Consider the following 22,063-nt stretch of genomic DNA (forward strand, 5'->3'; position numbering starts at 1 on the left):
AAATTATCCAAGCCCCGGCCGAAACGCAGGCTGCAACCGTAAGCCGCTAGAAGTGCCCAAGAACACCATGGATTCCGTGTCCAAAAAGACACCGGACTCCGTGTCCAAAAACCCTATGGACATAGCAATCGGGAACTAGTGCGAGTACTAGTGCGCCTACGATGGGCGTATGACTTTCTTCGGAAGCGATACATTTGAACGTCGACGCGCAGCAGCCTGCAAATTTCTTGCGGCAAATCACCTGCGCGCCGTGATCATCGGCCCTGGCCCGGAATTTGAATACCTGACCGGTACACAAATCGATACGCACGAGAGGCTCTCCGCTATCGTGCTCACCGATGAAGGAAACGCTACCGTTGTCCTCCCCAGCACCGACGCTGGCTCCTTCCCCTCAGACGACCCGGCGCTCATCCCCATTGGGTGGCGCGATGGCGAAGACCCCTATGAAATTGTTTATAAACTCATCGCATCGCCTGCCGACAGCGCAACGCCTCCGATCATTGGCCTGGGCAGCACGCTCACCGCGGATCACGTGCTGGCTTTGCAGCGATACCCATTCAAGACCTGTCTTGCGCAGGACGCATTGTCTAGTCTGTTTATGGTCAAGGATGATGACGAGATTGCGCAATTGGCTCAGGCCGCCGAAGCAATCGACCGCGTTCATGCCCTCGTTCCCTCGCTACTTACCCCAGGTATTACCGAGCGCGCTGTGGCCGACGCACTGCACACGGCGATCCTGGAGGAGCACACCGCAGTAGACTTCATCATCGTCGGTTCTGGCCCCAACGGCGCAAACCCTCATCACGACTTCTCCGATCGAATCATTGAAGCAGGGGACATCGTCGTCGTCGATATCGGAGGGACGATCGCGAGCGGCTACCACTCCGACTGCACGCGAACGTATCTTGTCGAAGGAGCACCGGGTAGCCAAGAGCAGCTCGATGCCTACAAAGTGCTTTTGCAAGCGCAACAGGCAGCTTGCGACGCCGCTCGGCCTGGAATGCGAGCAGAAGAGCTCGACGCGGTTGCGAGGAACATTATCTCCGAGCACGGGTACGGCGAGTGGTTTACGCACCGAATCGGGCACGGCATTGGGTTGGCTGGCCACGAACCGCCGTTCCTGGTCACCGGCAATGATCTCGTCCTAGATGAAGGAATGGTCTTTTCCATCGAACCAGGAATTTACAAACCAGGCAGCTGGGGAATGCGTATCGAGGACATAGTGCATCTTCAGGCAGACGGTGCACACGCGCTGAACACCAGGCCAAAGACTTTGCAGCCCCACCCGCGAGACACTCCGAAGATCTAGGAAAGCACATACATGGAGTTCGGCTTAACTCTTCGCACACTGCTGCCGCTTAGCGTTGACCTCACGCATTCACATCCGATCACGGATGCGGAGTATGGCAAAGCAACCTGGGCAGTCGGCGCTCCTCCTGGCACATTGTTGCAAGCAACGCCGATTCGTCCTATAGGGCTGCAGTACAGGCTCAATCGTGCCAACGCATTCAGAATTGAATACACCACGACCGACGAGCGGGAACGCGTGATGTCTGCTACCGGCGCGGTGTTCCTCAGCAAGCGTCCCTGGCATGGCAATGGACAGCGTCCAACCGTCGCGTTCGCCCCCTCCACCCAAGGCGTTGCCCCGGCATGTGACCCTTCTTACTCCTGCACAGTGGGACTTCGACTTCGACGCAAACCACTGGACCTTATCGCTGCCTACGAGCAGCCTGCGATCAACATGTTGCTCGCCGCGGGAGCGAATGTCGTGTTGACGGACTATCCACGAGATCCCGAAGACAATGTGCAGCTCTATTGCTTCCACCGCGCAGCAGCCCACGCACTCGCCGATGCAGTTCGCGCCAGCGTAGGCCTAGGCTGCAGCGTCGAAAAGCTTGGTCTCTGGGGTTTTTCTCAGGGCGGGGGCGCCGCAGCTTCATGGTTAGAGCAACCCGAGTACGCGCCGGAACTACATCTGCGTGCCGCAGTCGTCGGAGCACCACCTGCAGATCTGCTTGCGATGCTCGACCGCATCGATGGGACGCTTCCGTCCATCATGATTCTTTACGCAGTCGCCGCCCTTCTAGCATCCGACCCAGAGATCACGGAAGAGCTGATGCCCCACCTCAGCCCCGTTGGTATGTCCGCTGTCATCCTTGATGCGAACATCTGTGCAGTGGGCGCGGTCCTCCGACATGCTTGGGCAAGCACCGTACACTGGACGGCAGCAGGTATCCCAATGTCTACGCTCCTCGAGGATCTTCCGAAAACAGCCGCAGCGCTCGACGATCAAGCATTAGGTACTCGTACACCACTCGATATCCCACTCAGACTGTGGGGCAGTAAGCACGACGACATCGTCCCGTGGCAAGTGGTCGCCGAACTAGGGGAGAGGTGGGATAGACCCGTTCAAATGCGAAAACTTCCCAAGCTTCCGGGAAGAACTGGCATCAACCACTTCGCCCCATACTTCCAGCACCTCCGAAAGGACGTCCTGTGGCTATTAAGCCAGCTAGAATCCTCAGGCAAGTAACCGTGTAGTCCGGCTAAGATGGTCGGCATGCCAATCTACATTTTGACGTATTTCCTCGTAGAAGCGCTGGCGTTTTTCCTTGTCGCGAAGTCAATCGGCGTTGGCTGGGCTTTGCTGGCAATCTTCGCGCTGATGGTGCTAGGCGGTGCACTGGCGACGCTCACGCTCCGCGGCGAACTCGCAAAGGCGGCACGTGGCAAAACATCTGTAGGGAAGCTAGCAGGCGACTCTGCGCTTCTCATGGTTGGCTGGGCTTTTTGCATTATCCCGGGCTTCGTTTCTTCAATCCTGGGGTTCTTCTTGGTCTTCAGCCCTACTCGCTCGATACTCCGAAACCACCTTTCACGCTCTCTGCGGCAACGCTTGGAAAATGTTGGAATCAGGATGTACGAATCGACGCCGATGTCCCGAAACTCTGCTTCCTACGGCTCGTTCACGCGGCCAACTCCTGAGCGTGGGGCCAGCGACGATGAGCACCCCGTCATTGACACGGATGAAATTGAAGACTGGCTCTACGAAGAGCACAAACGCCGATCAGAAGGTGGGGAAGAGGGACCACGGTCGTGAATGCGTCACTCCGACTTGTCCTCGCGGTACTTTCCGGCGTTGCGGTTGCGTTCTCCTATGAGCCGTTCGGGTACTGGTTCCTCGCAGTACTCGGCGTTGGTGCGTTCTACCTCGCTCTGATGCCGTGGCAACGTTTTGCTACAGCAGCGAAGCCATCGCCAAGTGCAGCATTTGGCTGCTTGCTCGGGTTTGCCCATGCCGCCACGTGCTACTTGATCCTCCTGCCCTGGATCGGAGCATTCGTCGGCGCGATGCCCTACGTGGCGCTCGCTATCACGCTGGCGCTCTCAGCGCTTATCACTGGCGCGGTTGGCGTCCGCATTGCCCGTTGCCAGTATGGGTTCCTTGCTTTTCCATTTGTGTATATCGCGGTGGAGTTCCTCCGCTCGTCGCTTCCATTCGGCGGATTTTCCTGGGTCCGGCTGGCATGGGGGCAGGTCAATGGGCCTCTGGTGTGGCTATCTTCAATTGGTGGTCCAGCGCTAGTTTCTCTCGCCGCCTGTCTCGCTGGTGTAAGCCTCGTGACGTTTCTCATCACGCGTGGGAGAACCCGCAGGGTAGCTGCGTTAGGTTTCGCGCTCCCGATCGGGCTCGGAGGACTTATCAGCCCGAGTTTCGATGGCGACGGGACAGAGGCTCAGACGGCACAGGGCAACTCCATACTGGTCGCAGCGATTCAAGGCAATGTGCCGCGCCTCGGGCTTGACTTCAACGCTCAGCGCAGAGCCGTGTTACAAAATCACGTCGATGAAACTGTTCGCGCAGCGAATGATGCCCAAAAACAAGGTGAAAAGCTTGACCTCGTTATTTGGCCGGAGAACTCGTCGGACGTGAACCCGTTTCAAGATCCTTTGGCGGCGTCGTCAATCGAACGCGCTGTTAGCGCAGTAGGGGCACCGGTGCTGGTGGGGACGCTGACGCGCGACGAGGTCGGTGCGCGCAACACGATGGTCGTGTTTGACCCGGAAACAGGGCCAGGCGAGACGCATCATAAACGCTTTTTGCAGCCGTTTGGCGAGTACATGCCAATGCGCGACTTCTTCCGGAAAATCACGGACCTCGTGGACCTCGCCAGCGATTTCAAGCCCGGCAATGGCCCAGGTGTCGTCCACATGGGAGGCATCCCTGTTGGGGTTGCCACATGCTATGAAGTGGCAGAAGACCCGGCGTACCGGATGGCAATTAATAATGGTGCGCAAATTCTCGCTACACCGACGAACAACGCGACTTTCGGGTTTAGCGATATGACCTATCAGCAGCTGGCGATGAGCAGGCTGCGTGCCATTGAAACGGATAGGGCAGTGGTTGTTGCAGCTACTTCAGGTGTGTCAGCAATCGTGCACCCTGATGGAACGGTGAGCCAAGAAACTTCTATATTTGAAGCTAACCACCTGATTGAACGCCTGCCACTACATACAACGCGGACATTTGCTGTGCGTTTTGGGGACTACCTCGAGGCTGCGTTCGTTTGGCTTGGGTTCATGCTCATACTCGGTGCAGCAGTCCGCCGACCCAGGGAGTATGCTAGACAACATTTGAACAACGGCGAGAAACGTTGCTGGAAAAGGAGCAGCCACCGTGGCGAATTCGACATTAGTGATCATCCCGACGTACAACGAGATTGAGAATCTTCCCCTCATTGTTGGCCGGGTTTTCGATGCAAACGATGATGTAGACATCCTTATTGTCGACGACAATTCTCCTGACGGAACGGGGCAGAAGGCCGACGAACTGGCAGAAGCGAATGATCGCCTGCACGTCTTGCACCGTGCTGGCAAGGAAGGGCTACTCGCCGCGTACCGCGACGGTTTCAACTGGGGACTCGAGCGTGACTATGAGGTTATCTGCCAGATGGACGCCGATGGCTCGCATGCACCTGAGGAGCTTCACCGCTTGTTGGAGGAGATCGAAAGCGGCGCAGACGTCGTAATCGGTTCGCGGTATGTGGACGGCGGGGAAGTTAAAAATTGGCCGAAGCAGCGCTACTTGCTTTCCAAGCTGGGAAACGCCTATGTTTCCCTTGCGCTGGGTGGCGATGTTCGCGACATGACCGCAGGTTACCGCGCTTTTCGACGCGAAGTCCTCGAGACCATCGATCTCCAGGAGTTGTCCAACAAGGGCTATATTTTCCAGGTCGATATGGCGCACAAGGCCGAGCTTGCCGGTTTCGACGTTCGCGAAGTACCGATTACATTCGAGGACCGCACGTTGGGCGAATCTAAGCTAGACGCAAGCTTCGCGACAACTTCTCTCTGGGAAGTCACCAAGTGGGGTGCCACCGAAAAGTTTGGCACCGCACGGGAGATGGCGAAAGAGGGATTCCGAATGCTCAGCTACGAGGCCAAGCGCTCTAAAGCAAACGAGCTGCTGAGCAAGGCGAACGACCTGCCTCAGCTCGCGGGCAACGTCGTAGAGGTTGCCAAGGAATTCATCGCTTCGAAGCGTAAGTAACTTCGCGTTGACAGTTAGACGAAAGGCGAGAAGCTACAGAATATGTGGCCTCTCGCCTTCGGGCTATAACTAGCTCTTACTTCTTGTTTTCTGCTGCTTGTTCTTTCGCCAAGCGCGCAGCAGCGCGACGACGTTTCCGCAGCTGTTCAAGGCGCTCTTCAAGCAGCACGTCGAGCTCTTCGATAGTACGGCGTTCGCGAAGCATATCCCAGTGAGTACGGGGTGGCTTCGTCGGCTTCGACTCGACGCCTTCGCCTTCCATAAGGGTGCCGAGCTGGCCGTTCTTGCACATCCATTCCTCTGGAATCTCTGCATCATCTGCGAACGGCACTTCGAAAATCTCGCCGTTCGGAGTGCGGTATCGCGCTTGCTGCCGAGGCGCGAGATCATGGTCTCGGTCCGTCTCGTAGCTCACAGCGCCCATTCGACTTCCGCGAAGAACACGATCAGCCATACTCAATTGTCCCTTCTAAACACATTTAAATGCAGTCGCCCTATTATAACGTTCACCTTTTAGATTTTGTTCCCGCAGTATTGAACCGGACATGCATTCCGTTCAAGGTGTGTATTAGGCTGACCCGTATGCCAGAAAGTGATGTGTACGCGAAGAGCGAATCGCCTACGTGTCAGTGGTGTGGCAAAGAAATGGCTCGTCAGCAGGGAAGAGGACGCCGCCGAAAATATTGCAGCCAGTCATGTAAGCAGCGCGCGTATGAACAGCGTAACTTTGTAGCCGGCACTGCGATTGATGAAGGGGCAGCCATCCTTAAACCGGAAACTGTGTCGATGCTCCGCGACAACCTTTTCGTTTTGCGTTGTACAGCGGAAGATATCCGGACAGCGGTGGATGAAGGTGCAAACCCGGATGAATTACGTAACATGTGTGACGAATTAATTGAATTAGCGCGAACAGTTGAGAAGTTGAGGTAAGTACCCATGAAGGAAGTGCAAGCTCCCAGCGACCGCAAGAAGAAGCTCTTGATGGTCATTGTTGCGGGAATTGCGGTGCTCGCGGTCCTAATCGCGATGATCCCATTGCTGCTCAACATGTTTGGTGGCGGTGGAGTCAAGACAGAAGGAATTGATACAGACCGACTTAAACCGGCGGACACTGACATCAACGGCGTTTGGAAGATCCAAAAGCGTCCTGGCGTCAACTCGACGTCCGTTGGGTTCACGTTCGATGAAGTTCTTCCTGGTGAAGCAAAGACGACCTCAGGATCGACGACAGGCGTTGAAGGCGAAGTACATATTGAGTCGGGTGTACTGCAATCTGGCGAAATCGTAGTCGACATGACGAATTTAACTACAGACAGCGATGTTCGAGACAACAACGTACGCCGGAAGATTCTTCACACGGATCAATACCCGACGTCAAGCTTCACGATCACCGAGCCGATTGATCTATCCAAGGTTCCATCAGACGGTTCCGCTGGAACCGTGAACGTGGTCGGAGACTTGACCATCCATGGCGAGACGAATCGCGTCACAGCACCTTTTGACGTAGCCCTGTCTGGCAGCCATCTCATCGTCGCGGGCGATGTACCGTTTGATAGAGCTGACTACGGCGTTGAGACGCCTGAATTTGTCGCAGCGAAGATTGCCGAGAGCGGGCTACTCAATATTCGCCTCAATATGACCAAGTAGACTGTCAGAATTACCCGCCCAATTACGTCACGTTACGTTATTGGGCGGGCTTCGCTATCTATATGCAAAGTTGTGTAAATGTCCGATAATGTACATTATGTCAACTAAGACACTTGACCCTTGCTTCTTATCGGCGCCCACCCCGGTGCTTCCGTACCAATACCGCCTGCGCCAGATCCAAGCCCCCTACGGATGCAACTGCTTCGCGAACCGCAAACTGCCAGAGCCATAGTCGGCGAAATACTTCGTCATAGCCATCGGCCGCGGCTTCACGGAGCCGCCCTTCAAACATTTGACGCTGCAAACGAATCGACAACCGAAGATGTTCCGGCGCACGGCTAATACTGATCGCTTGGAGATGCGTTTGCTGTTCAACTAGCTTCAGAAAATCGACTTCATATTGATACTCCATACCTGGCCATACATACGCACCAAGCACCTGAAGCGCACTCCGACACGCTCGGTTCACGGATTTTGATTGCACGCGACGTGCCATCACCGATTGCACACCGATACGCCCGCCTGGAAGTAGCATGCGGTCCATCGCGCGAAGGTACTGCACTTTATCGCGTTTCGGGCATGATTCAAGCTGACTAAATGAAACGATTGCATCATACGGCCCATGCTGCTGGGCCCATTGAGCGTCACCAAGTTTGCCCACGGCAACGCGCACATCGTTCGCAGCGCCATTAAGAATGAGGTATTCCCGAAGATGAGCGGCACTGTCATGGCTAATTGCGAGAGTATCAACCACCACTCCGCGCCCTATCGCGGCCAGAGCCACAGCACCTCCCGAGTTCGGATACTCGAGCAATCTCGTACCGCGCCCTGCACCGACTAGGTCCAGCAACTGCTGAGCGCTCCGCGCCTGTATATCGCCCAAGTCGGCTCGATCCGCATCGAGCGGTGCTTCGTAGGTGGTCACATCGATATAGCGGCGCTTTGCGCCACGCTGTTTGGCACGCTGCTCCGGGTAGGACTTGGTCAGTTTGCGCTCGGTAGTTGCGACACCTGTAGCGAAATGACCCTGGAAAGCACTCACACGATCGCCCGAAAAGTGCTGTACGAGAGAACTCGGCAGCATCGCTCCAACAGTTTCCGGCCGTGGCTTCCACGATGTACGACGGGGTACGTAACCCTGCCCCAGCAGCTTCGCAATGACTTCAACAAGTACATCCGATGAGGTCACTGACCACTCGCCTGCCATGTACCCCTCTGCCAGGCCTGTCCAGCCAGCAGCCGCGATTCGTTCAAAAAGCCGCTCATGGTTCACGAGAATGTCGGCGTCGTCACCAGAAAGCGTCACACCCGCGGCGTCACAGGCTCGAGCAAACTCGGCCTCTGCAAGCCTGGCGCGAGTTTTCAGAGCAAACCCATCCAACGGCTGCACTAGCCGTGGCCACTTTGTGGCGTCAACAGTGTGTAAATGCGTTGGTACTGGTTCAGGAATCGGCACGCTTCCCCACCTTACTTGGTCAAACTTTCAGCGGAGTTTTCGACGCTTCATCTCCAAAACCATACCGTTCTAACATTATGGGCGTACTATAAAGGGAAGAAAATTCAAACAGCTTTCCCAAGGAGCGACACTTTTATGACTCAGACACCATACCGCCCCGCTGGAAACCGCCATCACGTCGTGATCGTAGGTGCGGGGTTTGGTGGCATTAACGCTGCTCATGCACTCGCGGATGCAGACGTAGACATTACGATTATTAACCGCACAAACCACTTCATCTTCGCCCCTCTGCTCTATCAGGTAGCGACCGGTCTTCTGTCTGTCGGCGAAATTGCCTCTTCGGTTCGCCAGATTTTGGCAAGCCAGGACAACGTTCGCGTTGTGCGCGGCAATGTTGACGAGATCGATACCGCGAATCAGATCGTCACTGCTTCCGATGATGGTGCGTCGTCACAGTATGCCTACGACTCATTGATCCTCGCAGCGGGTGCAGGCCAGTCCTACTTCGGCAACGACCACTTTGCGGAGTTCGCACCTGGTTTGAAAACAGCCGATGACGCGCTCGAGGTGCGCGCGCGCATTCTTGATGCCTTCGAGAAAGCTGAGCTAGCTACTTCCGCTGAAGAACGCGAACGGCTGCTCACTTTTGTGCTCGTCGGCGCCGGTCCAACTGGTGTTGAGCTCGCTGGACAGATCGCCGAGTTGGCGCACCGCGCATTTGCTGGAGGCCAGTACTCGTTCTCACCAGATCAGACCAAGATCCTTCTTATCGACGGCATGCCACAGGTTCTGCCACCATTTGGAAAGCGTCTTGGCCGGAAGGCGCAGCGCGAGTTGGAGAAGGCAGGCGTTACTGTCATCTTAAATGCCATTGTGACTAACGTCGACGCTGAGAGCGTCACGTACAAGAACACCAAGACCGACGAAGAGACCACTGTCTACACTCCAACGAAGATTTGGTCTGCTGGTGTCCAGGCTTCCCCGCTGGGCAAGCAGGTCGCCGAGCAAGCTGGTGTAGAGGCTGAACGTAACGGCAAGGTGCCGGTGAACGCCGACCTGTCCGTTGGCGAACTGTCGAATGTATTCATCGTGGGCGACATGATGAGCCGCGACCGCTTGCCAGGCGTCGCCCAGGTTGCAATCCAGTCCGGTGAATATGTCGGAAAGATCTTGAAGGCACAGGTTGAAGACGAGATTACGCCGGAACAGCGCGAGCCATTCTCCTACTTTGACAAGGGATCGATGGCTATCGTCACTCGCTTTAACGCTGTCGTGAAGATGGGCAAGGTCGAAATCGCTGGATTCTTGGGTTGGTTGATGTGGCTCTACGTCCACGTCTCATTCCTCACTGGACTGCGCAACCGCACTGTCACAGCGTTGACGTGGGTTTACAACGCTTTAAGCTCGAAGCGATACAACCTTCCGACGACACCCGGCCAACGCCACGCGAAATCCGAAAACTCAGAGAACTAAATGACTCTGCTGACGCGCCTCTCCCCTTTGTATACGGTTGGAGAGGCGCGTTCGTGTTCCGTTCTCGAAGGGCGTAGTATCTCGAGCGTTGTTATATCCCTCGCCCTTGATTGGCGTGACGCAGGTAGTAAAGGGGGCCACTATGCCACCAAGGATCCCGTTGTCGAGGAAGTCGTCGAAAAGCACGCTTCAACCATCGCGCATACCGGTGAAGGTCCCTCTGGAACGCTCGATCGACTTTTGCAAAGTATTTGTCGACGGCAAGCGCGTCCCTGGCAACTATCGGATTCCACAGGCACTGCAGGTCGCACGGGAGCACGATAACGCGTTTGTGTGGGTCTCGTTGAAAGGTCCGACAGATGAGCAGATGACGAAGATCTCGTCGTTTTTCGACATTGACGATCTGATCGTTGACGACGTAGTCGATGCCCACCAGAGGCCAAAGGTTGAGCGCTACGATGAGCAGCTGTTCATGGTCGTGCGCTCGGTGTATTACCGCGACGATGAGGAAGTTGCGGATGCCCGTGAAATCATTTCCACTGGTGAAGTCCAAATTGTGACCGGTCCGAACTTTGCGATCACAATCCGGCACGGCGCACCACTGCCTGATTTGACTGGCAAACTAGAGAGCGAGGAGGAGCTTGCGGTGCTTGGCCCAAGTGCCGTCGCATGGGTGGTGTCCGACTACATCGTCGATAACTATTTGAAGGTCGCAGACAACCTGAGCCGCGACGTCGATGAGCTGGAAAACGAAGTGTTTACGCCTCGGCGAGACATTAACATTGACAAGATTTACAACTACAAACGTGAGATCTTGGAGATGCGCCACGCGATCGATCCACTTGCACCGGCGTTAAAGAATGGGTTGACCAACAACCGTGATCTGATGCGGAAAGCGCTCAGATCTTACTTCCGTGACGTGCAGGACAACGCGACGATCGTGAGTGACCACCTCTCAGGCTTCGATGAACGCCTTTCCTCCCTGCTTGACGCCTCGGTTGCGAAGGTTTCGATGCAACAGAACTCCGATATGCGTACGATATCTGCAGTAGTTGGTATGGCTGCGGCCCCGACCATGATTGCCGGTGTTTATGGCATGAATTTCGAGAATATGCCGGAATTGGCTTGGAAGTACTCCTACCCGGTGGTGCTCGGCGTAATGATCCTGACCATGGCACTGATGTATTGGTGGTTCAGGAAGAACCGCTGGCTTTAGGGTACGAGGAGCTTCAGATTCGTCAGGGCCACTAACTTGCCTTCGTGATGCATTTCGATGCGCCAGAGGTGGGTTCGCCGCCCGACATGAACTGGGCGCGCGGATGCTTCGATTCGCCCGTCACGGACGCTTCGTAGGAGGTCGGTGTTGTTGTTCATGCCGACAGCAGGTCTGCCAGCTGTCGCCATCGCTGCAACGGAACCTACCGTCTCTGCGAGACCGGCATAGACTCCCCCGTTGACGATCCCGGCAGGCTGAAGATGCTGGGGTCCGACGTCTATATGTGCAGTTACGCACTCTGGGCTACACGCCGTGATCACCATTCCGATCGTGTTGGCGTAACCGTTGTTGTATTCGTTGAGGGTCCGCAATTCTTCCTCGTTGAGCTCGCGATCAACTTTTTCGAATAGAAAACTCATTCCGTTCTTTCCTCTCAGCAGCGTAGTATTGTCTGCATGACTACCACCGAGCATGATACGAATCAGTCCCAGACTCATCTCGCCCAGATCGGCGTTGTCGGTATGGCGGTGATGGGTTCGAACCTAGCACGTAATTTCGCCCGCAACGGACATACGGTTGCTATCTACAACCGGTCCCCTGAGAAGACTCGCGCCGTAATGGCCGAGCACGGGGATGAGGACTCGTTTATCCCATCTGAAACGATTGAGGACTTTGTTGCCTCGCTGGAGCGTCCACGCCGTGCTGTCATCATGGTCCAGGCTGGCAAGGCTACGGATGCAGTGATCAATCAGCTCGTCGAAGCGATGGATGAGGGCGATATCATCATCGATGGCGGTAACTCGTTGTTCACCGATACGATCCGCCGTGAGAAAGAAGTCGCTGAAAAGGGGCGCCACTTCGTCGGCGCAGGTATCTCTGGCGGCGAGGAAGGTGCACTGCTTGGTCCTTCGATCATGCCTGGTGGTCCTGTCGAGTCATGGGAGGCGCTTGGCCCACTCCTTGAGGATATTGCCGCGAAAGTCGATGGCGTTCCGTGCGTGACCCACATTGGCCCAAATGGTGCCGGACACTTCGTCAAGATGGTGCATAACGGCATCGAGTACGCCGATATGCAGGTCATCGGCGAGGCATACCATTTGCTTCGCTACGCAGCTGGGTTGGAGCCGGCGGAGATCGCTGAAATCTTCTCCGAGTGGAATGAGGGTGACCTGGATTCCTACCTGATCGAGATCACCGCTGAGGTACTGAAGCAAGTCGATGAGCAAACAGGCAAACCGTTTGTCGACGTCGTTGTGGACGCGGCTGGCCAGAAGGGCACGGGTCGCTGGACTGTGAAGGAGGCCCTAGACTTGGGCGTCCCAGTCACTGGCATCGGCGAAGCAGTGTTTGCTCGTGCGCTTTCTTCTTCTACTGCGCAACGCACCGCGGCCTTGGAGGCCAACCTCCCTAGTGGCGTAGAAGCTTCGTTCGCTGACCTTGGTCTGGACAAGGCGCAGTTCGTCGAGGATGTCCGGCGTGCTCTGTACGCCTCAAAGCTCGTTGCGTACGCGCAAGGCTTTGATGAAATTGCTGCGGGTTCCGAGGAGTACGACTGGGGTCTGAAGCCTGGTGAGCTGGCGAAGATTTGGCGTGGTGGCTGCATTATCCGCGCGAAGTTCCTCGACCGCATCACCGAGGCGTATGAGAAAAACCCTGAGCTGCCATCACTGTTGCTCGACCCTTACTTCCGCAATGAGCTGGAGGGCGGCGTCATTGATGCGTGGCGTCGCGTCGTCATAACGGCTACGCAGCTCGGGCTTCCGGTTCCGGTATTCGCGTCCTCGCTCTCCTACTACGATTCCTTGCGTGCAGACCGCTTGCCTGCGGCGCTGATTCAGGGACAACGTGATTTCTTCGGTGCGCACACCTACAAGCGCGTCGATATGGACGGCACGTTCCATATCGCGTGGTCTGGCGACCGCAAGGAGCTTCGTTACTAAGCGTGGCGATAGCACCTGACCGCAAAAAGGCACTAGGGTGTTTGCAATGAAAAGTTTTGCCGATCTCGGCCTTCCCCACCCCCTGGTGCGCGCGCTCAACGCAGAAGGAATTACTCGGCCGTTTCCAATTCAGGAAGCGGCTATTCCTGATGCCCTAGCAGGCAGAGACGTGCTTGGGCGTGGTCCGACCGGCTCCGGCAAGACTTTTACGTTTGGTTTGCCGATGTTGGCGCGTCTGAGTGGTGCGCCAAGTCAGCCTGGACGGCCCCGTGGACTTGTGCTCGCACCGACGCGTGAATTGGCAAGCCAGATTCAACAGCGATTGAACAGCCCCGCGAGCGCACAAGGCCTTCGCGTGCTGGATGTAGTTGGTGGCGTCAATATCAATACGCAGATCCGCGCTTTGGCGGCACCAGTCGACCTCTTGGTGGCGACACCGGGCCGTGCAGAGGATCTATTGCAGCGTGGCGTCCTCGATTTTCGGGCTCTGGAGATCGTCACGCTTGATGAAGCCGACCAGATGGCCGACATGGGCTTCATGCCTCAGGTCATCAAGCTTGTCGACCGAGCGCCAAAGGATTCCCAGAAGTTACTGTTTTCTGCAACGCTCGATGGCGATGTACAGAGAATCGTTGACAGGTACATGCATAATCCGGTTACGCACTCCACAGCTCCAGCGAAGTCAGCTGTAAAGACCATGAAACACTTCGTCCTGTTGTGTGGCAGCCGCGAGTCGCGCAATGCTCGAGTGCTGGAAATCGCCGCACGCGAAGGCAAGACGATCATGTTTATGCGCACGAAGCATGGTGTGGACAGGCAGGTGAAGAAGCTTCGTCGCGCCGGAGTTCACGCGCAGGGAATTCACGGTGACAAAGGTCAAGGTGCTCGAACTCGCGCACTAGAGGGGTTCGCTGATGGTTCAACTCCAGTCTTAGTTGCGACGGACATCGCAGCACGCGGAATCGACGTTTCGGGAGTCTCACTCGTTGTCCACATCGACCCGCCTGCAGAACACAAGGCATACTTGCACCGCGCGGGGCGTACAGCGCGTGCGGGCACTGAGGGCAACGTTGTTACGTTGGTCATGGATGAACAGCGTAAGGAGGTTCGCTCGCTTCTAAACAAAGCTGGAGTGCGAGCGACCGAAGTCCGGGCGCAGGAGCTCACACCTGAGGTCGTTGAGATCACCGGAGCTCGGCAGCCGTCTGGGAAGCCCCTGCCACCGCCTGGTGGCCAGCCACCACATCAGCGAAAGAACCACAACGCAACCAGGCGTTCGAAACGCCCCAGTGCGAATGCTCAACGACGACGGTCGACGGGAAGGAGCGGTAGGCGTCGGACGCCTCGGTCATAGTCGATGGATATAGTCATTTCAATCTTTGCTCTTTTGGGCTTCATCTTGTTGACGGCCTCAACGGGCCTGTTCGTTGCAATCGAGTTTGCAATGACAGGACTCGAGCGCTCAACTATCGATGAGCACGTCCGGGAGGTCGGCGACCGCACGGCGAAAGCCGTCGCTCGAGACCACGCGAACCTTTCGTTCGTGTTGTCAGGCGCGCAACTCGGTATTACCGTGACGACGCTCGCAGCTGGCTTCCTCGCCGAGCCGGTGTTGGGCAAGTTCTTCACTCCCCTGCTTGAGCTCGTTGGTCTGAGTGAAGCGGCCTCAACGACAGTAGCGCTGATCCTTGCATTGGCGATTGCGACATTGCTCTCGATGGTTTTTGGCGAACTTGTTCCAAAGAACATGGCGATTACGGATCCGCTGAAGACTGCGCGGGTCGTGGTACCTCCTGTGAATGCGTTTAATACCGCAGCTGGTTGGTTTATTAAGTGGCTCAATTCTTCGGCGAACTGGGTTGTGCGAAAACTCGGGATTGAGCCAGCAGATGAGCTAGCCTCCGCTCGTTCTGGCCAAGAGCTGGGTGCGGTGGTCCGAAACTCGATGGAGTCTGGAGACCTTGACGCAGATACCGCAGCGGTGATCGACAGATCGCTGCAGTTCGGAGAGACCACCGCCGAAGCCGTGATGACGCCACGTTCAACCATTAATGCGCTTGACGCCGAGGACACCGTAGCGGATTTGATAGCGTTTGCCCGTGAGACAGGCCATTCGCGCTTCCCCGTCCGTCGCGGTGACTTGGACGACACAATAGGCGTGGTCCACATCAAAGACGCCTTTTCTGTAGATAAGAAGCAGCGTGCAACCACCAAGCTGTCAACACTGGCCAAGCCAGTTCCGTTTATCCCCGGGACGCTTGACGGCGATGCGGTGCTCAACCGGGTTCGCTCCGCGGGCTCACAGGTAGTGCTGGTTGCGGATGAGTTCGGCGGAACGCAAGGTCTGGTCACGATTGAGGACGTGGTCGAGGAGATCCTCGGTGAGGTGTACGACGAGTACGACGACCGCGAATCCGAGCGGGACTTTTTGCACGTCGGAACGTCGTGGGAGATTTCTGGTTTGGTGCGGCTCGATGAACTGCAGGAGGAGCTCGGTTATGTTGCACCCGAGGGGCCTTACGAAACTCTTGGAGGACTGATTATGTCAGCACTTGGACATATCCCAACAGTTGGCGACAAAGTAGTGCTCCCCTCCGGTACAGCTGATTTCCAGGAACAGTTTGAAACAGGCAGCGCTGGCCACTGGCTCGCAAGGGTTTCCACAATGGATGATCGCAGGATCGACAGGGCAATTTTGAATCCGATTTCTCCAGAGGAAGCAATCGAGTTTCAGAGGAGGTCAGCACAGTGAATATTTGGGTAGCATTCCTTCTCATTTTGGTCCTGCTGACGCTCAACGCGTTCTTCGTTGCGTCCGAGTTCGCACTCGTGTCCTCCAGGCGCGATCGATTGGAGTCAATGCAGGCACAAGGCAAGACAAATGTTACTGGCGTGCTGTACGCGACGGAACACCTCTCGATTTACCTCGCAGGTGCCCAACTGGGCATCACCATCGCGTCGCTCGTGCTCGGTAAGGTCGCTGAGCCTGCGGTTGCACACTATGTTGAAGTTCCGTTTCTCGCGATGGGGTTGCCGGGTGAGTGGCTGCATCCTGTTTCCTTCGTGATTGCGCTGGCGTTCATCTCCTTCTTGCATATTTTGTTCGGCGAGATGGTGCCGAAGAACATTGCGATTGCCGGACCAGAGTCAACTGCTGTTTGGCTTACCCCCGCTATGACGCTTTGGATGAAGGCCACGGGGCCGTTTATTCGCTTCTTGAACTGGGTAGCGCGTAAGACGCTGGCTCTGTTTGGTATTGAACAGCGCGATGAGCTTTCATCCACTGTGGACCAGAAACAGCTGGCGAACATGATTCGTGAATCACGCGAAGAGGGTCTTCTTGACGCTGAGGAAACAGCTCGCCTTTCAAAGGCGCTGCGCTCTGAGTCGAGGAACCTCAAAGAGGTAATGATCCCGCTCGATCGTCTGACAACCATCCCCTTTTACCCTGAGGGCGTCGCGCTTTCGATAATCGAGCAAGCTGTACGTGAAACCGGATATTCGCGCTTCCCCGTTGCTAGGCCTTCCGGCATTCTCGTTGGATATATTCACGTGAAGGACATTTTGGACCTGATGGAGTCCGATGAGGATGATCCACTGGTACCGGTGAGCCGCATCCGCCCATTGATGGTGATTGATGGCTCTGAGTCGCTGGATAGTGCGCTGACGTCGCTGCACCGTCGCTCTGCACACATGGCTCAGGTCCGCGATCAAGGTCGCCTCGTTGGCGTACTTGCTCTTGAGGACGTCATTGAGGAGTACGTGGGCACGGTCGCAGACTGGACCCACGAGAATTCATGATTCGCACGTTCCTGGAGTCAGCCGAATACGAGGCTCGAATCGCGTCGCATGAGGAACGTGCGGCCGGATTCGTCGAGCCACACCTAGCTCGCCGTCGTCGCGCACAGAAGCACCCGGTGTGGGACTTCCTGTTCGACTACTACAGTTTCCGCCCCACACACCTTAAGAAGTGGCATCCTGGCGCAAATACAGTGCTTCTCGACGCCTCTACGCTTCCTCAAGCCTCATGGCGCAACTACCAAGTTGTAGACAGCAGACACGTGTGTGCAGACATCGCGTCGTTTCTTGCGCACCGTGAACAAGACGTTCGGGAAATTGACGAACTACTTCGCGCGACAGCCTCTCGTTCGGCGCACTTTGACTGCTTCGGTTTGCATGAATGGGCAATGTTGTATCGCGAGGAACACCCTCGCCATGATCTTCCGCTTCGTCTCGGAGCAGACGGCACGAACTCAGTGGTTGAATCTCATCAGCTTCGATGCAGCCACTTCGACGCGTTTCGTTTCTTTACTCCCCCAGCTCGCCCCCTCAACGTTGTGGCGTTGCGGAGGGAAGACCAGGTATCGAGGGAACAACCAGGCTGTGTGCACGCCACCATGGATCTGTTTAAGTGGGCTTTGAAACTTGGCCCATTGGTCCCTGGCGAGCTTCTCCTTGACTGTTTCGAATTGGCCAAGGACGCGCGTCGCCTCGATATGGAGGCATCCCCGTACGACTGCCGGGAACTCGGCTTCGACATCGTTCCTGTGGAGACTAACGAGGGAAAAGCCATGTATGTGCAGCGCCAACGAGCGCTCAGCGCACGTGGAGAAGAATTACGCTCCCGGCTCGTCGCTCTCCTCGACGTAGTTCTAGGGCGATAGACTGTGTGACAACGCTAGACGGGTTGTACACGAAGTAAGGACGGTATTGGCATGGGCCGACATTCTGATGGCAAGAGTAACTATCGCTTGTCCGGTGGAGCGATCCTGGTCATTCTGGTCGCGTTCGCTGTGATCTTGAGTGCCATTTTGATGATGAAGCTGAAGCCAGAACAGTCCGATGATGCTTCTGAAGCACAGTGCGTGTCTGGAGAACTCTCACTGCCAGTAGCGTCTACGGAACGATCGGTCGGTGAAGCGATCGTAGCTGCGTACAACGAGTCGCACCGTGTTGTGCGGGACTACTGTGTGCAGGCAGAGCTCGTCGATAAGGTCGAGGACGCAGCTATCCTTCTCGCTCCGGAAACCGCGAACCCAGACGCCGTACTTAGGAACGCAAAACGCTCGGCGGCGGTACCTGACCCACAGATTGTTTACGCAGCACCTCTCGGCGTGGAGGGGCAAACTTCTACTGATCCAGCGGCACTTAAGCTGGAGTCAGTGCGATTTGTGTTGCCTGAACGCTCGGATGCCTCTGTTGCTGTTGCGTCATTGCTTGCCAAAGGTGAGGCAGGCGCCGTAGATGTCCTACAACAGCAGGCAGTGGAAGATATAGAGCCAATACAAGATGAACAGAGTCTATACGCAGCAGCTATTGAGCAAGCATCCGGTAACCGGGTTTTCACATCACTAGATGCAGTTTTGAACTACGTCGGTATCCCGCTGAACAGTACTGATAACGTCGATGAGAATAAGTCTCGCGCCGGGCAGGACCTCATGAAGTACGCGGCGTCAACGTTGAAAACTGATAGCAAATCACAGGTGGTTGATGTCCCTGATCAGGTTTGGTCCCAGGTGGCAGAAATTCCGGTCGATGAAACAGAAAAGGAACAGAAAGAAGTTGGTTCCGAGAACCAACAGCAAGCTCTGGACACGTTATTCCTGTACGATACGTCAGATGCGATGCAGCCTTTCAAGCCAGCAGTCGACACCGCGATACGCGATGCTGCATACCGTGTCACCGAATCTGGCCATCAAGTAGCGCTTTGGAACTACTCTTCCCCACTGAACCCTGGTGTAACGAAGGGTTGGCGCAGCAACATTGCTATGACCAGTGATGCCGAGGACGTCGCATACACCGCCAGCTTGCTTGGCACCGGCGGTGCTCCGCAGACTCGGGAAGCGCTCTTCGCTGCCGCCGATGCCATGCGTGAGCTCGATCGCGATATTCGCATCGTGTTGATTACCACCGGCACCGCCGATGATGATGGTTCACCACAGGCGGCAGCAGCACTGCAGGACCGGCTCGGTGAGCGAATCAAGCTTGACGTCGTTCGTGTAGGCGATAGCCCTGCAGATACGGCTGTGACAGATGTCGCATCCGTGGTGAAAGAGGCTCCATCCGCTGAGCAGGTCAGTGCCGCTCTGACCGCCGTTGTGGACTAACCACTTGCGCTAGACCCACAGCAGTACGAAAGGCTGCAGCCCCGCCGGGGAGTAAACGGCGGGGCTGCAGCCTTTCAGAACTCTCTAGGAAGACTTACGACGGCGACGATCTGCGAGTTCATCGAACCCGGCAGGCTGAGGGTCATTGAGTTCGGGATTGATGGTTTCTGCTGGGAAGTCAGCAATTGTGCCAGTCAGATCCTTCATAATCTGCGGGACCGCGATACCAAAGACACCCTGGCCGCCGCCGAGAAGGTCAATGACCTCCTCGTTGCTGCGGCACTCGTACACCGTTGCGCCATCAGAGACCAACGTGATCTCGGCGATGTCATTCACACCCCGGTTACGGAGCTTATCCACGGCTAGGCGAATGTTTTGCAGTGAGATCCCGGTATCCAAGAGACCTTTCACGATTTTCAGAACCAGAATGTCCTTGAAGGAGTAGAGGCGCTGGGAGCCGGAGCCCTTTGCGCCACGGATTGAAGGCTTCACCAAGTCAGTGCGCGCCCAGTAATCGAGCTGGCGGTACGTGATGCCTGCTACCTGGCATGCAATCGGAACTCGGTACCCCACTTCGTCAGAAGGCCCGATATCAAACAGCGTTTCCTGAACAGGCCCTTCCACTGCGGAAAGTTCAAGCTCTTGTTGCAGATCGCTCATTTTCCATACTCCCGTTTTCTATTGTCTCGGCTAACAGTATTTGTACTGATAGCTTAGGCATTTGACTCTATCAGCTCGGGCCGACACGCCGAAGTCTCAACCTTTACTTTACATTGAGGGAGGTTTAGTTGGCAGCCCCGTCTCCATCTTCATCATCGGAAGTAAAAAGATCATCCGCGCCAAGGCTCTTCATCAGCTGCTCAAAATCGCGGTCTGCTTCTGGGTCACCGCTTGCGGAAACACTTCCGTCTTCAGCGTCCCCTTCGACAACGGGAAGATCAAGGTCAAAGATACCTTTCGCATCTGCCGCGGAAATCCGTATGCCGGCTTGCCGCAAAACCTGAGGGTCAACCTCGAGAGCAATATCCCCTGTCCAAGCCAAAAGCAGCGCGTCGGACATGCTCGTGTCTACTTTGCTGTCAGTACTCAGCAACACCTCGGCATGAAACACGCCTTCGTAATAGCTCGCAATGCGCACGGCCTGCACTTGAGCGCCGAGATCCTTTAACGTTTCCAAATACGTTTCGTAAATACTCGGGTTCAGGGGGCCTACATCATCAATGAGCGCGGCCAGTTTGCCTCCAGAAAATGGCGAAAGCCAAATTGGCAGGAATAGATTCTGCTCTGGTGTGTGCAGCAACGCGCACAGAAAGTGTTCCGGGCCGACCGGGTAGACCCCGAGCAAATTCAGCGACCGCATCTCAGCGCCCGGAATTTCGCAGCTCATTCTTGAGCAGCGAAGCATGCAGTGATACGACCAGGGCAGAAAGCTGCTGTCCAAGTTCTTCCGCCTGCTGTGCTGAATTTTCCTTACCGGACTTCGCAACGGGTTCCGTTACTTGAGAGATGAGATCAGCCTGGCGACGAGCCATAGTCCGCAGCGTCTTGAGGTGGCGAGAATCCAAACCGAATTCCGCTAGAGCCATGGCTGCAGTAACCACGCGGACGTCGTCGGCGGTGAAATGACCAGCCACATCAGGACCGATCAATCCATCACGCACGAACTCATCGACAAGTTCTTGGTCTGCTTGAGCCTGCTCGGCAACGTCTCGGTCGCTCAAGTGCGTCGAAGTTGGTGCGCGGAAGCTATCTGGAGAAACTAGTGGATCAGCTTCGCTCGCGCTCATGATCGCGGTGACCTGACCGGAATCCATGGCCTCGAGCTGCTCGCGGATCACCTTTAATGGAAGGTAATTGTCTCGCTGGGTAACCAAGATGTAGCGAAGTCGCTCGACATCATCACTTGTAAAGCGCCGGTATCCGGACGCAGTGCGTTGTGGAGTGATCAGGCCTTCGGACTCAAGAAAGCGAATCTTCGACACAGTCACATCAGGGAACTCTTCCCGCAACTGTTTCAGGACAACACCAATAGACATGGTCTTTGTCCCTGACGGGGCGACGGTGGCTCCCATTTGCTCTGTAGCAGCTCGACGTATTGCACTCACGGTGATGATTAATCTCTTCTAATGGGCAGGGGCAGACAAACGGACAATACTATTTTTCGTCGGCGATAAAGACCAGGCGGAATTTACCAATCTGAATCTCATCCCCGGAGGAGAGCACCTGCGAGTCCTTTGGCTCTCGGTTCACATAAGTGCCGTTCAGTGATCCCACGTCAACGACTTCGAAAGAGTCACCATCGCGGCGGAACTCAGCGTGACGGCGGGACACCGTGACGTCATCAAGGAAAATGTCGGCCTCAGGATGGCGACCTGCGGTGGTTGCATCCTGGTCCAACAGGAACCTTGCACCAGCGTTCGGTCCGCGCTTCACCACGAGCAACGCAACACCATCCGGCAAATTCTCCGTGCTGGTGACGTTATCGTTGGCTGCAGCAGCGCCGTTCTCCATCTCCCTCAAAAGGTCAGCGCGAAAGACGGAGGTCGTTTCGACCTGGACGATGTCTGCATCTTTGTTTTCGGCCATTCCAAACTCCTGACGGTGTTTTTGAAAGTCAATAGATTCTAAATCGCAATATTACCCAATTGTGGGTCAACGTGCTGTTGCGGT

The 22,063-nt window shown here is 55.9% G+C and carries 22 protein-coding genes; 15 read left to right on the forward strand and 7 right to left on the reverse strand.

All coding sequences use genetic code 11. From position 1 onward, the window contains the following. The first annotated feature begins 169 nt into the window (after nucleotides 1-169). From JMN37_RS09345 to JMN37_RS09365, 5 genes are read left to right on the forward strand one after another with little or no spacing between them, the layout of a single operon-like run. Entirely contained in the window at nucleotides 170-1,309 is a 1,140-nt protein-coding gene (locus JMN37_RS09345) for a M24 family metallopeptidase (protein WP_071572630.1), read from the forward strand. A 12-nt stretch (nucleotides 1,310-1,321) separates the two neighbouring features. Further along, nucleotides 1,322-2,536 carry a lipase family protein gene (locus tag JMN37_RS09350; protein ID WP_071572631.1) on the forward strand — a complete coding sequence of 405 codons (1,215 nt, stop codon included), beginning with the start codon at nucleotides 1,322-1,324 and terminating at the stop codon, nucleotides 2,534-2,536. Nucleotides 2,537-2,563: 27 nt separating this feature from the next. Beyond that, the gene (locus tag JMN37_RS09355; protein ID WP_252931935.1) at nucleotides 2,564-3,103 is read left to right on the forward strand and encodes an FxsA family protein; all 540 of its coding nucleotides are present in this window, start codon (nucleotides 2,564-2,566) and stop codon (nucleotides 3,101-3,103) included. Beyond that, entirely contained in the window at nucleotides 3,100-4,728 is a 1,629-nt protein-coding gene (gene lnt / locus JMN37_RS09360) for an apolipoprotein N-acyltransferase (protein ID WP_252931937.1), read from the forward strand. The genes JMN37_RS09355 and lnt overlap by 4 nt, the downstream gene beginning before the upstream one ends. Further along, the gene (locus tag JMN37_RS09365) at nucleotides 4,682-5,554 is read left to right on the forward strand and encodes a polyprenol monophosphomannose synthase (RefSeq protein ID WP_083290780.1); all 873 of its coding nucleotides are present in this window, start codon (nucleotides 4,682-4,684) and stop codon (nucleotides 5,552-5,554) included. Before lnt ends, JMN37_RS09365 begins: the two co-directional genes overlap by 47 nt. 76 nt (nucleotides 5,555-5,630) lie before the next feature. Here JMN37_RS09365 and JMN37_RS09370 read toward each other — a convergent pair whose 3' ends face one another. After that, on the reverse strand, nucleotides 5,631-6,008 hold the full coding sequence (locus JMN37_RS09370) for an RNA polymerase-binding protein RbpA (RefSeq protein WP_070477143.1): 378 nt from the start codon (nucleotides 6,006-6,008) through the stop codon (nucleotides 5,631-5,633). Between the two features lie 128 nt (nucleotides 6,009-6,136). On the opposite strand from JMN37_RS09370, the gene JMN37_RS09375 reads away from it, so the two are divergent. Then, complete coding sequence (locus tag JMN37_RS09375) at nucleotides 6,137-6,484, forward strand: hypothetical protein (RefSeq protein WP_071572633.1); 348 nt, start codon at nucleotides 6,137-6,139, stop codon at nucleotides 6,482-6,484. Between the two features lie 6 nt (nucleotides 6,485-6,490). Next, complete coding sequence (locus tag JMN37_RS09380) at nucleotides 6,491-7,201, forward strand: YceI family protein (RefSeq protein WP_070477145.1); 711 nt, start codon at nucleotides 6,491-6,493, stop codon at nucleotides 7,199-7,201. Between the two features lie 127 nt (nucleotides 7,202-7,328). On the opposite strand, the gene JMN37_RS09385 is transcribed toward JMN37_RS09380, so the two are convergent. Then, nucleotides 7,329-8,657, reverse strand: coding sequence for an SAM-dependent methyltransferase (locus JMN37_RS09385; protein ID WP_145945246.1), 1,329 nt, complete (start codon nucleotides 8,655-8,657; stop codon nucleotides 7,329-7,331). A 135-nt stretch (nucleotides 8,658-8,792) separates the two neighbouring features. Between JMN37_RS09385 and JMN37_RS09390 the strand changes: the two genes are divergently transcribed. Next, nucleotides 8,793-10,130 carry an NAD(P)/FAD-dependent oxidoreductase gene (locus JMN37_RS09390; RefSeq protein WP_070362480.1) on the forward strand — a complete coding sequence of 446 codons (1,338 nt, stop codon included), beginning with the start codon at nucleotides 8,793-8,795 and terminating at the stop codon, nucleotides 10,128-10,130. A 142-nt stretch (nucleotides 10,131-10,272) separates the two neighbouring features. Further along, nucleotides 10,273-11,346: a magnesium and cobalt transport protein CorA gene (locus tag JMN37_RS09395; RefSeq protein WP_070362481.1), complete on the forward strand. Its 1,074-nt coding sequence runs from the start codon at nucleotides 10,273-10,275 to the stop codon at nucleotides 11,344-11,346. Here JMN37_RS09395 and JMN37_RS09400 read toward each other — a convergent pair. After that, nucleotides 11,343-11,765, reverse strand: a complete 423-nt coding sequence (locus JMN37_RS09400) for a PaaI family thioesterase (RefSeq protein WP_070362482.1) — start codon at nucleotides 11,763-11,765, stop codon at nucleotides 11,343-11,345. The two genes, JMN37_RS09395 and JMN37_RS09400, sit on opposite strands and share 4 nt — an antisense overlap. A gap of 36 nt (nucleotides 11,766-11,801) precedes the next feature. On the opposite strand from JMN37_RS09400, the gene gnd reads away from it, so the two are divergent. Genes gnd through JMN37_RS09430 form a run of 6 tightly spaced genes read left to right on the forward strand, consistent with a single transcriptional unit; the run spans nucleotide 11,802 to nucleotide 19,393 of the window. Further along, nucleotides 11,802-13,286, forward strand: a complete 1,485-nt coding sequence (gene gnd / locus JMN37_RS09405) for an NADP-dependent phosphogluconate dehydrogenase (RefSeq protein ID WP_071572634.1) — start codon at nucleotides 11,802-11,804, stop codon at nucleotides 13,284-13,286. Nucleotides 13,287-13,332: 46 nt separating this feature from the next. Beyond that, complete coding sequence (locus JMN37_RS09410; protein ID WP_070477214.1) at nucleotides 13,333-14,640, forward strand: DEAD/DEAH box helicase; 1,308 nt, start codon at nucleotides 13,333-13,335, stop codon at nucleotides 14,638-14,640. Between the two features lie 3 nt (nucleotides 14,641-14,643). Next, nucleotides 14,644-16,038, forward strand: a complete 1,395-nt coding sequence (locus tag JMN37_RS09415) for a hemolysin family protein (RefSeq protein ID WP_071572635.1) — start codon at nucleotides 14,644-14,646, stop codon at nucleotides 16,036-16,038. Continuing rightward, the gene (locus JMN37_RS09420) at nucleotides 16,035-17,087 is read left to right on the forward strand and encodes a hemolysin family protein (protein ID WP_071572636.1); all 1,053 of its coding nucleotides are present in this window, start codon (nucleotides 16,035-16,037) and stop codon (nucleotides 17,085-17,087) included. Before JMN37_RS09415 ends, JMN37_RS09420 begins: the two co-directional genes overlap by 4 nt. After that, nucleotides 17,084-17,950 (forward strand): 3-methyladenine DNA glycosylase, encoded by an 867-nt coding sequence (locus tag JMN37_RS09425; protein WP_071572637.1) that lies wholly within the window; start codon nucleotides 17,084-17,086, stop codon nucleotides 17,948-17,950. The genes JMN37_RS09420 and JMN37_RS09425 overlap by 4 nt, the downstream gene beginning before the upstream one ends. Before the next feature lie 51 nt (nucleotides 17,951-18,001). After that, a complete protein-coding gene (locus tag JMN37_RS09430) occupies nucleotides 18,002-19,393 on the forward strand; it encodes a hypothetical protein (RefSeq protein ID WP_071572638.1) in 1,392 nt (463 codons plus the stop codon). Between the two features lie 84 nt (nucleotides 19,394-19,477). On the opposite strand, the gene JMN37_RS09435 is transcribed toward JMN37_RS09430, so the two are convergent. The 4 genes from JMN37_RS09435 to odhI form a co-directional block, all read right to left on the reverse strand. Continuing rightward, entirely contained in the window at nucleotides 19,478-20,053 is a 576-nt protein-coding gene (locus JMN37_RS09435; RefSeq protein ID WP_070362489.1) for a MerR family transcriptional regulator, read from the reverse strand. Between the two features lie 124 nt (nucleotides 20,054-20,177). After that, nucleotides 20,178-20,780 (reverse strand): bifunctional nuclease domain-containing protein, encoded by a 603-nt coding sequence (locus JMN37_RS09440; protein WP_252931939.1) that lies wholly within the window; start codon nucleotides 20,778-20,780, stop codon nucleotides 20,178-20,180. Further along, complete coding sequence (ftsR, locus tag JMN37_RS09445) at nucleotides 20,755-21,498, reverse strand: transcriptional regulator FtsR (protein ID WP_370296056.1); 744 nt, start codon at nucleotides 21,496-21,498, stop codon at nucleotides 20,755-20,757. The genes JMN37_RS09440 and ftsR overlap by 26 nt, the downstream gene beginning before the upstream one ends. A gap of 49 nt (nucleotides 21,499-21,547) precedes the next feature. Next, nucleotides 21,548-21,979: an oxoglutarate dehydrogenase inhibitor Odhl gene (gene odhI / locus JMN37_RS09450; RefSeq protein WP_252931941.1), complete on the reverse strand. Its 432-nt coding sequence runs from the start codon at nucleotides 21,977-21,979 to the stop codon at nucleotides 21,548-21,550. Nucleotides 21,980-22,063: the final 84 nt, after the last annotated feature.

It is taken from the genome of Corynebacterium lipophilum (assembly GCF_024102595.1).
Lineage (GTDB): Bacteria > Actinomycetota > Actinomycetes > Mycobacteriales > Mycobacteriaceae > Corynebacterium > Corynebacterium pseudogenitalium.

Coding starts and splice junctions, on each gene's coding strand:
- odhI (WP_252931941.1), bottom strand. CDS start 21,979: ATGGCCGAAAACAAAGATGCAGACATCGTCCAGGTCGAAACGACCTCC.
- JMN37_RS09435 (WP_070362489.1), bottom strand. CDS start 20,053: ATGAGCGATCTGCAACAAGAGCTTGAACTTTCCGCAGTGGAAGGGCCT.
- JMN37_RS09390 (WP_070362480.1), top strand. CDS start 8,793: ATGACTCAGACACCATACCGCCCCGCTGGAAACCGCCATCACGTCGTG.
- JMN37_RS09345 (WP_071572630.1), top strand. CDS start 170: ATGACTTTCTTCGGAAGCGATACATTTGAACGTCGACGCGCAGCAGCC.
- JMN37_RS09440 (WP_252931939.1), bottom strand. CDS start 20,780: ATGAGCTGCGAAATTCCGGGCGCTGAGATGCGGTCGCTGAATTTGCTC.
- JMN37_RS09350 (WP_071572631.1), top strand. CDS start 1,322: ATGGAGTTCGGCTTAACTCTTCGCACACTGCTGCCGCTTAGCGTTGAC.
- JMN37_RS09400 (WP_070362482.1), bottom strand. CDS start 11,765: ATGAGTTTTCTATTCGAAAAAGTTGATCGCGAGCTCAACGAGGAAGAA.
- JMN37_RS09375 (WP_071572633.1), top strand. CDS start 6,137: ATGCCAGAAAGTGATGTGTACGCGAAGAGCGAATCGCCTACGTGTCAG.
- JMN37_RS09415 (WP_071572635.1), top strand. CDS start 14,644: ATGGATATAGTCATTTCAATCTTTGCTCTTTTGGGCTTCATCTTGTTG.
- JMN37_RS09425 (WP_071572637.1), top strand. CDS start 17,084: ATGATTCGCACGTTCCTGGAGTCAGCCGAATACGAGGCTCGAATCGCG.
- JMN37_RS09395 (WP_070362481.1), top strand. CDS start 10,273: ATGCCACCAAGGATCCCGTTGTCGAGGAAGTCGTCGAAAAGCACGCTT.
- gnd (WP_071572634.1), top strand. CDS start 11,802: ATGACTACCACCGAGCATGATACGAATCAGTCCCAGACTCATCTCGCC.
- JMN37_RS09355 (WP_252931935.1), top strand. CDS start 2,564: ATGCCAATCTACATTTTGACGTATTTCCTCGTAGAAGCGCTGGCGTTT.
- JMN37_RS09430 (WP_071572638.1), top strand. CDS start 18,002: ATGGGCCGACATTCTGATGGCAAGAGTAACTATCGCTTGTCCGGTGGA.
- JMN37_RS09380 (WP_070477145.1), top strand. CDS start 6,491: ATGAAGGAAGTGCAAGCTCCCAGCGACCGCAAGAAGAAGCTCTTGATG.
- JMN37_RS09370 (WP_070477143.1), bottom strand. CDS start 6,008: ATGGCTGATCGTGTTCTTCGCGGAAGTCGAATGGGCGCTGTGAGCTAC.
- JMN37_RS09410 (WP_070477214.1), top strand. CDS start 13,333: ATGAAAAGTTTTGCCGATCTCGGCCTTCCCCACCCCCTGGTGCGCGCG.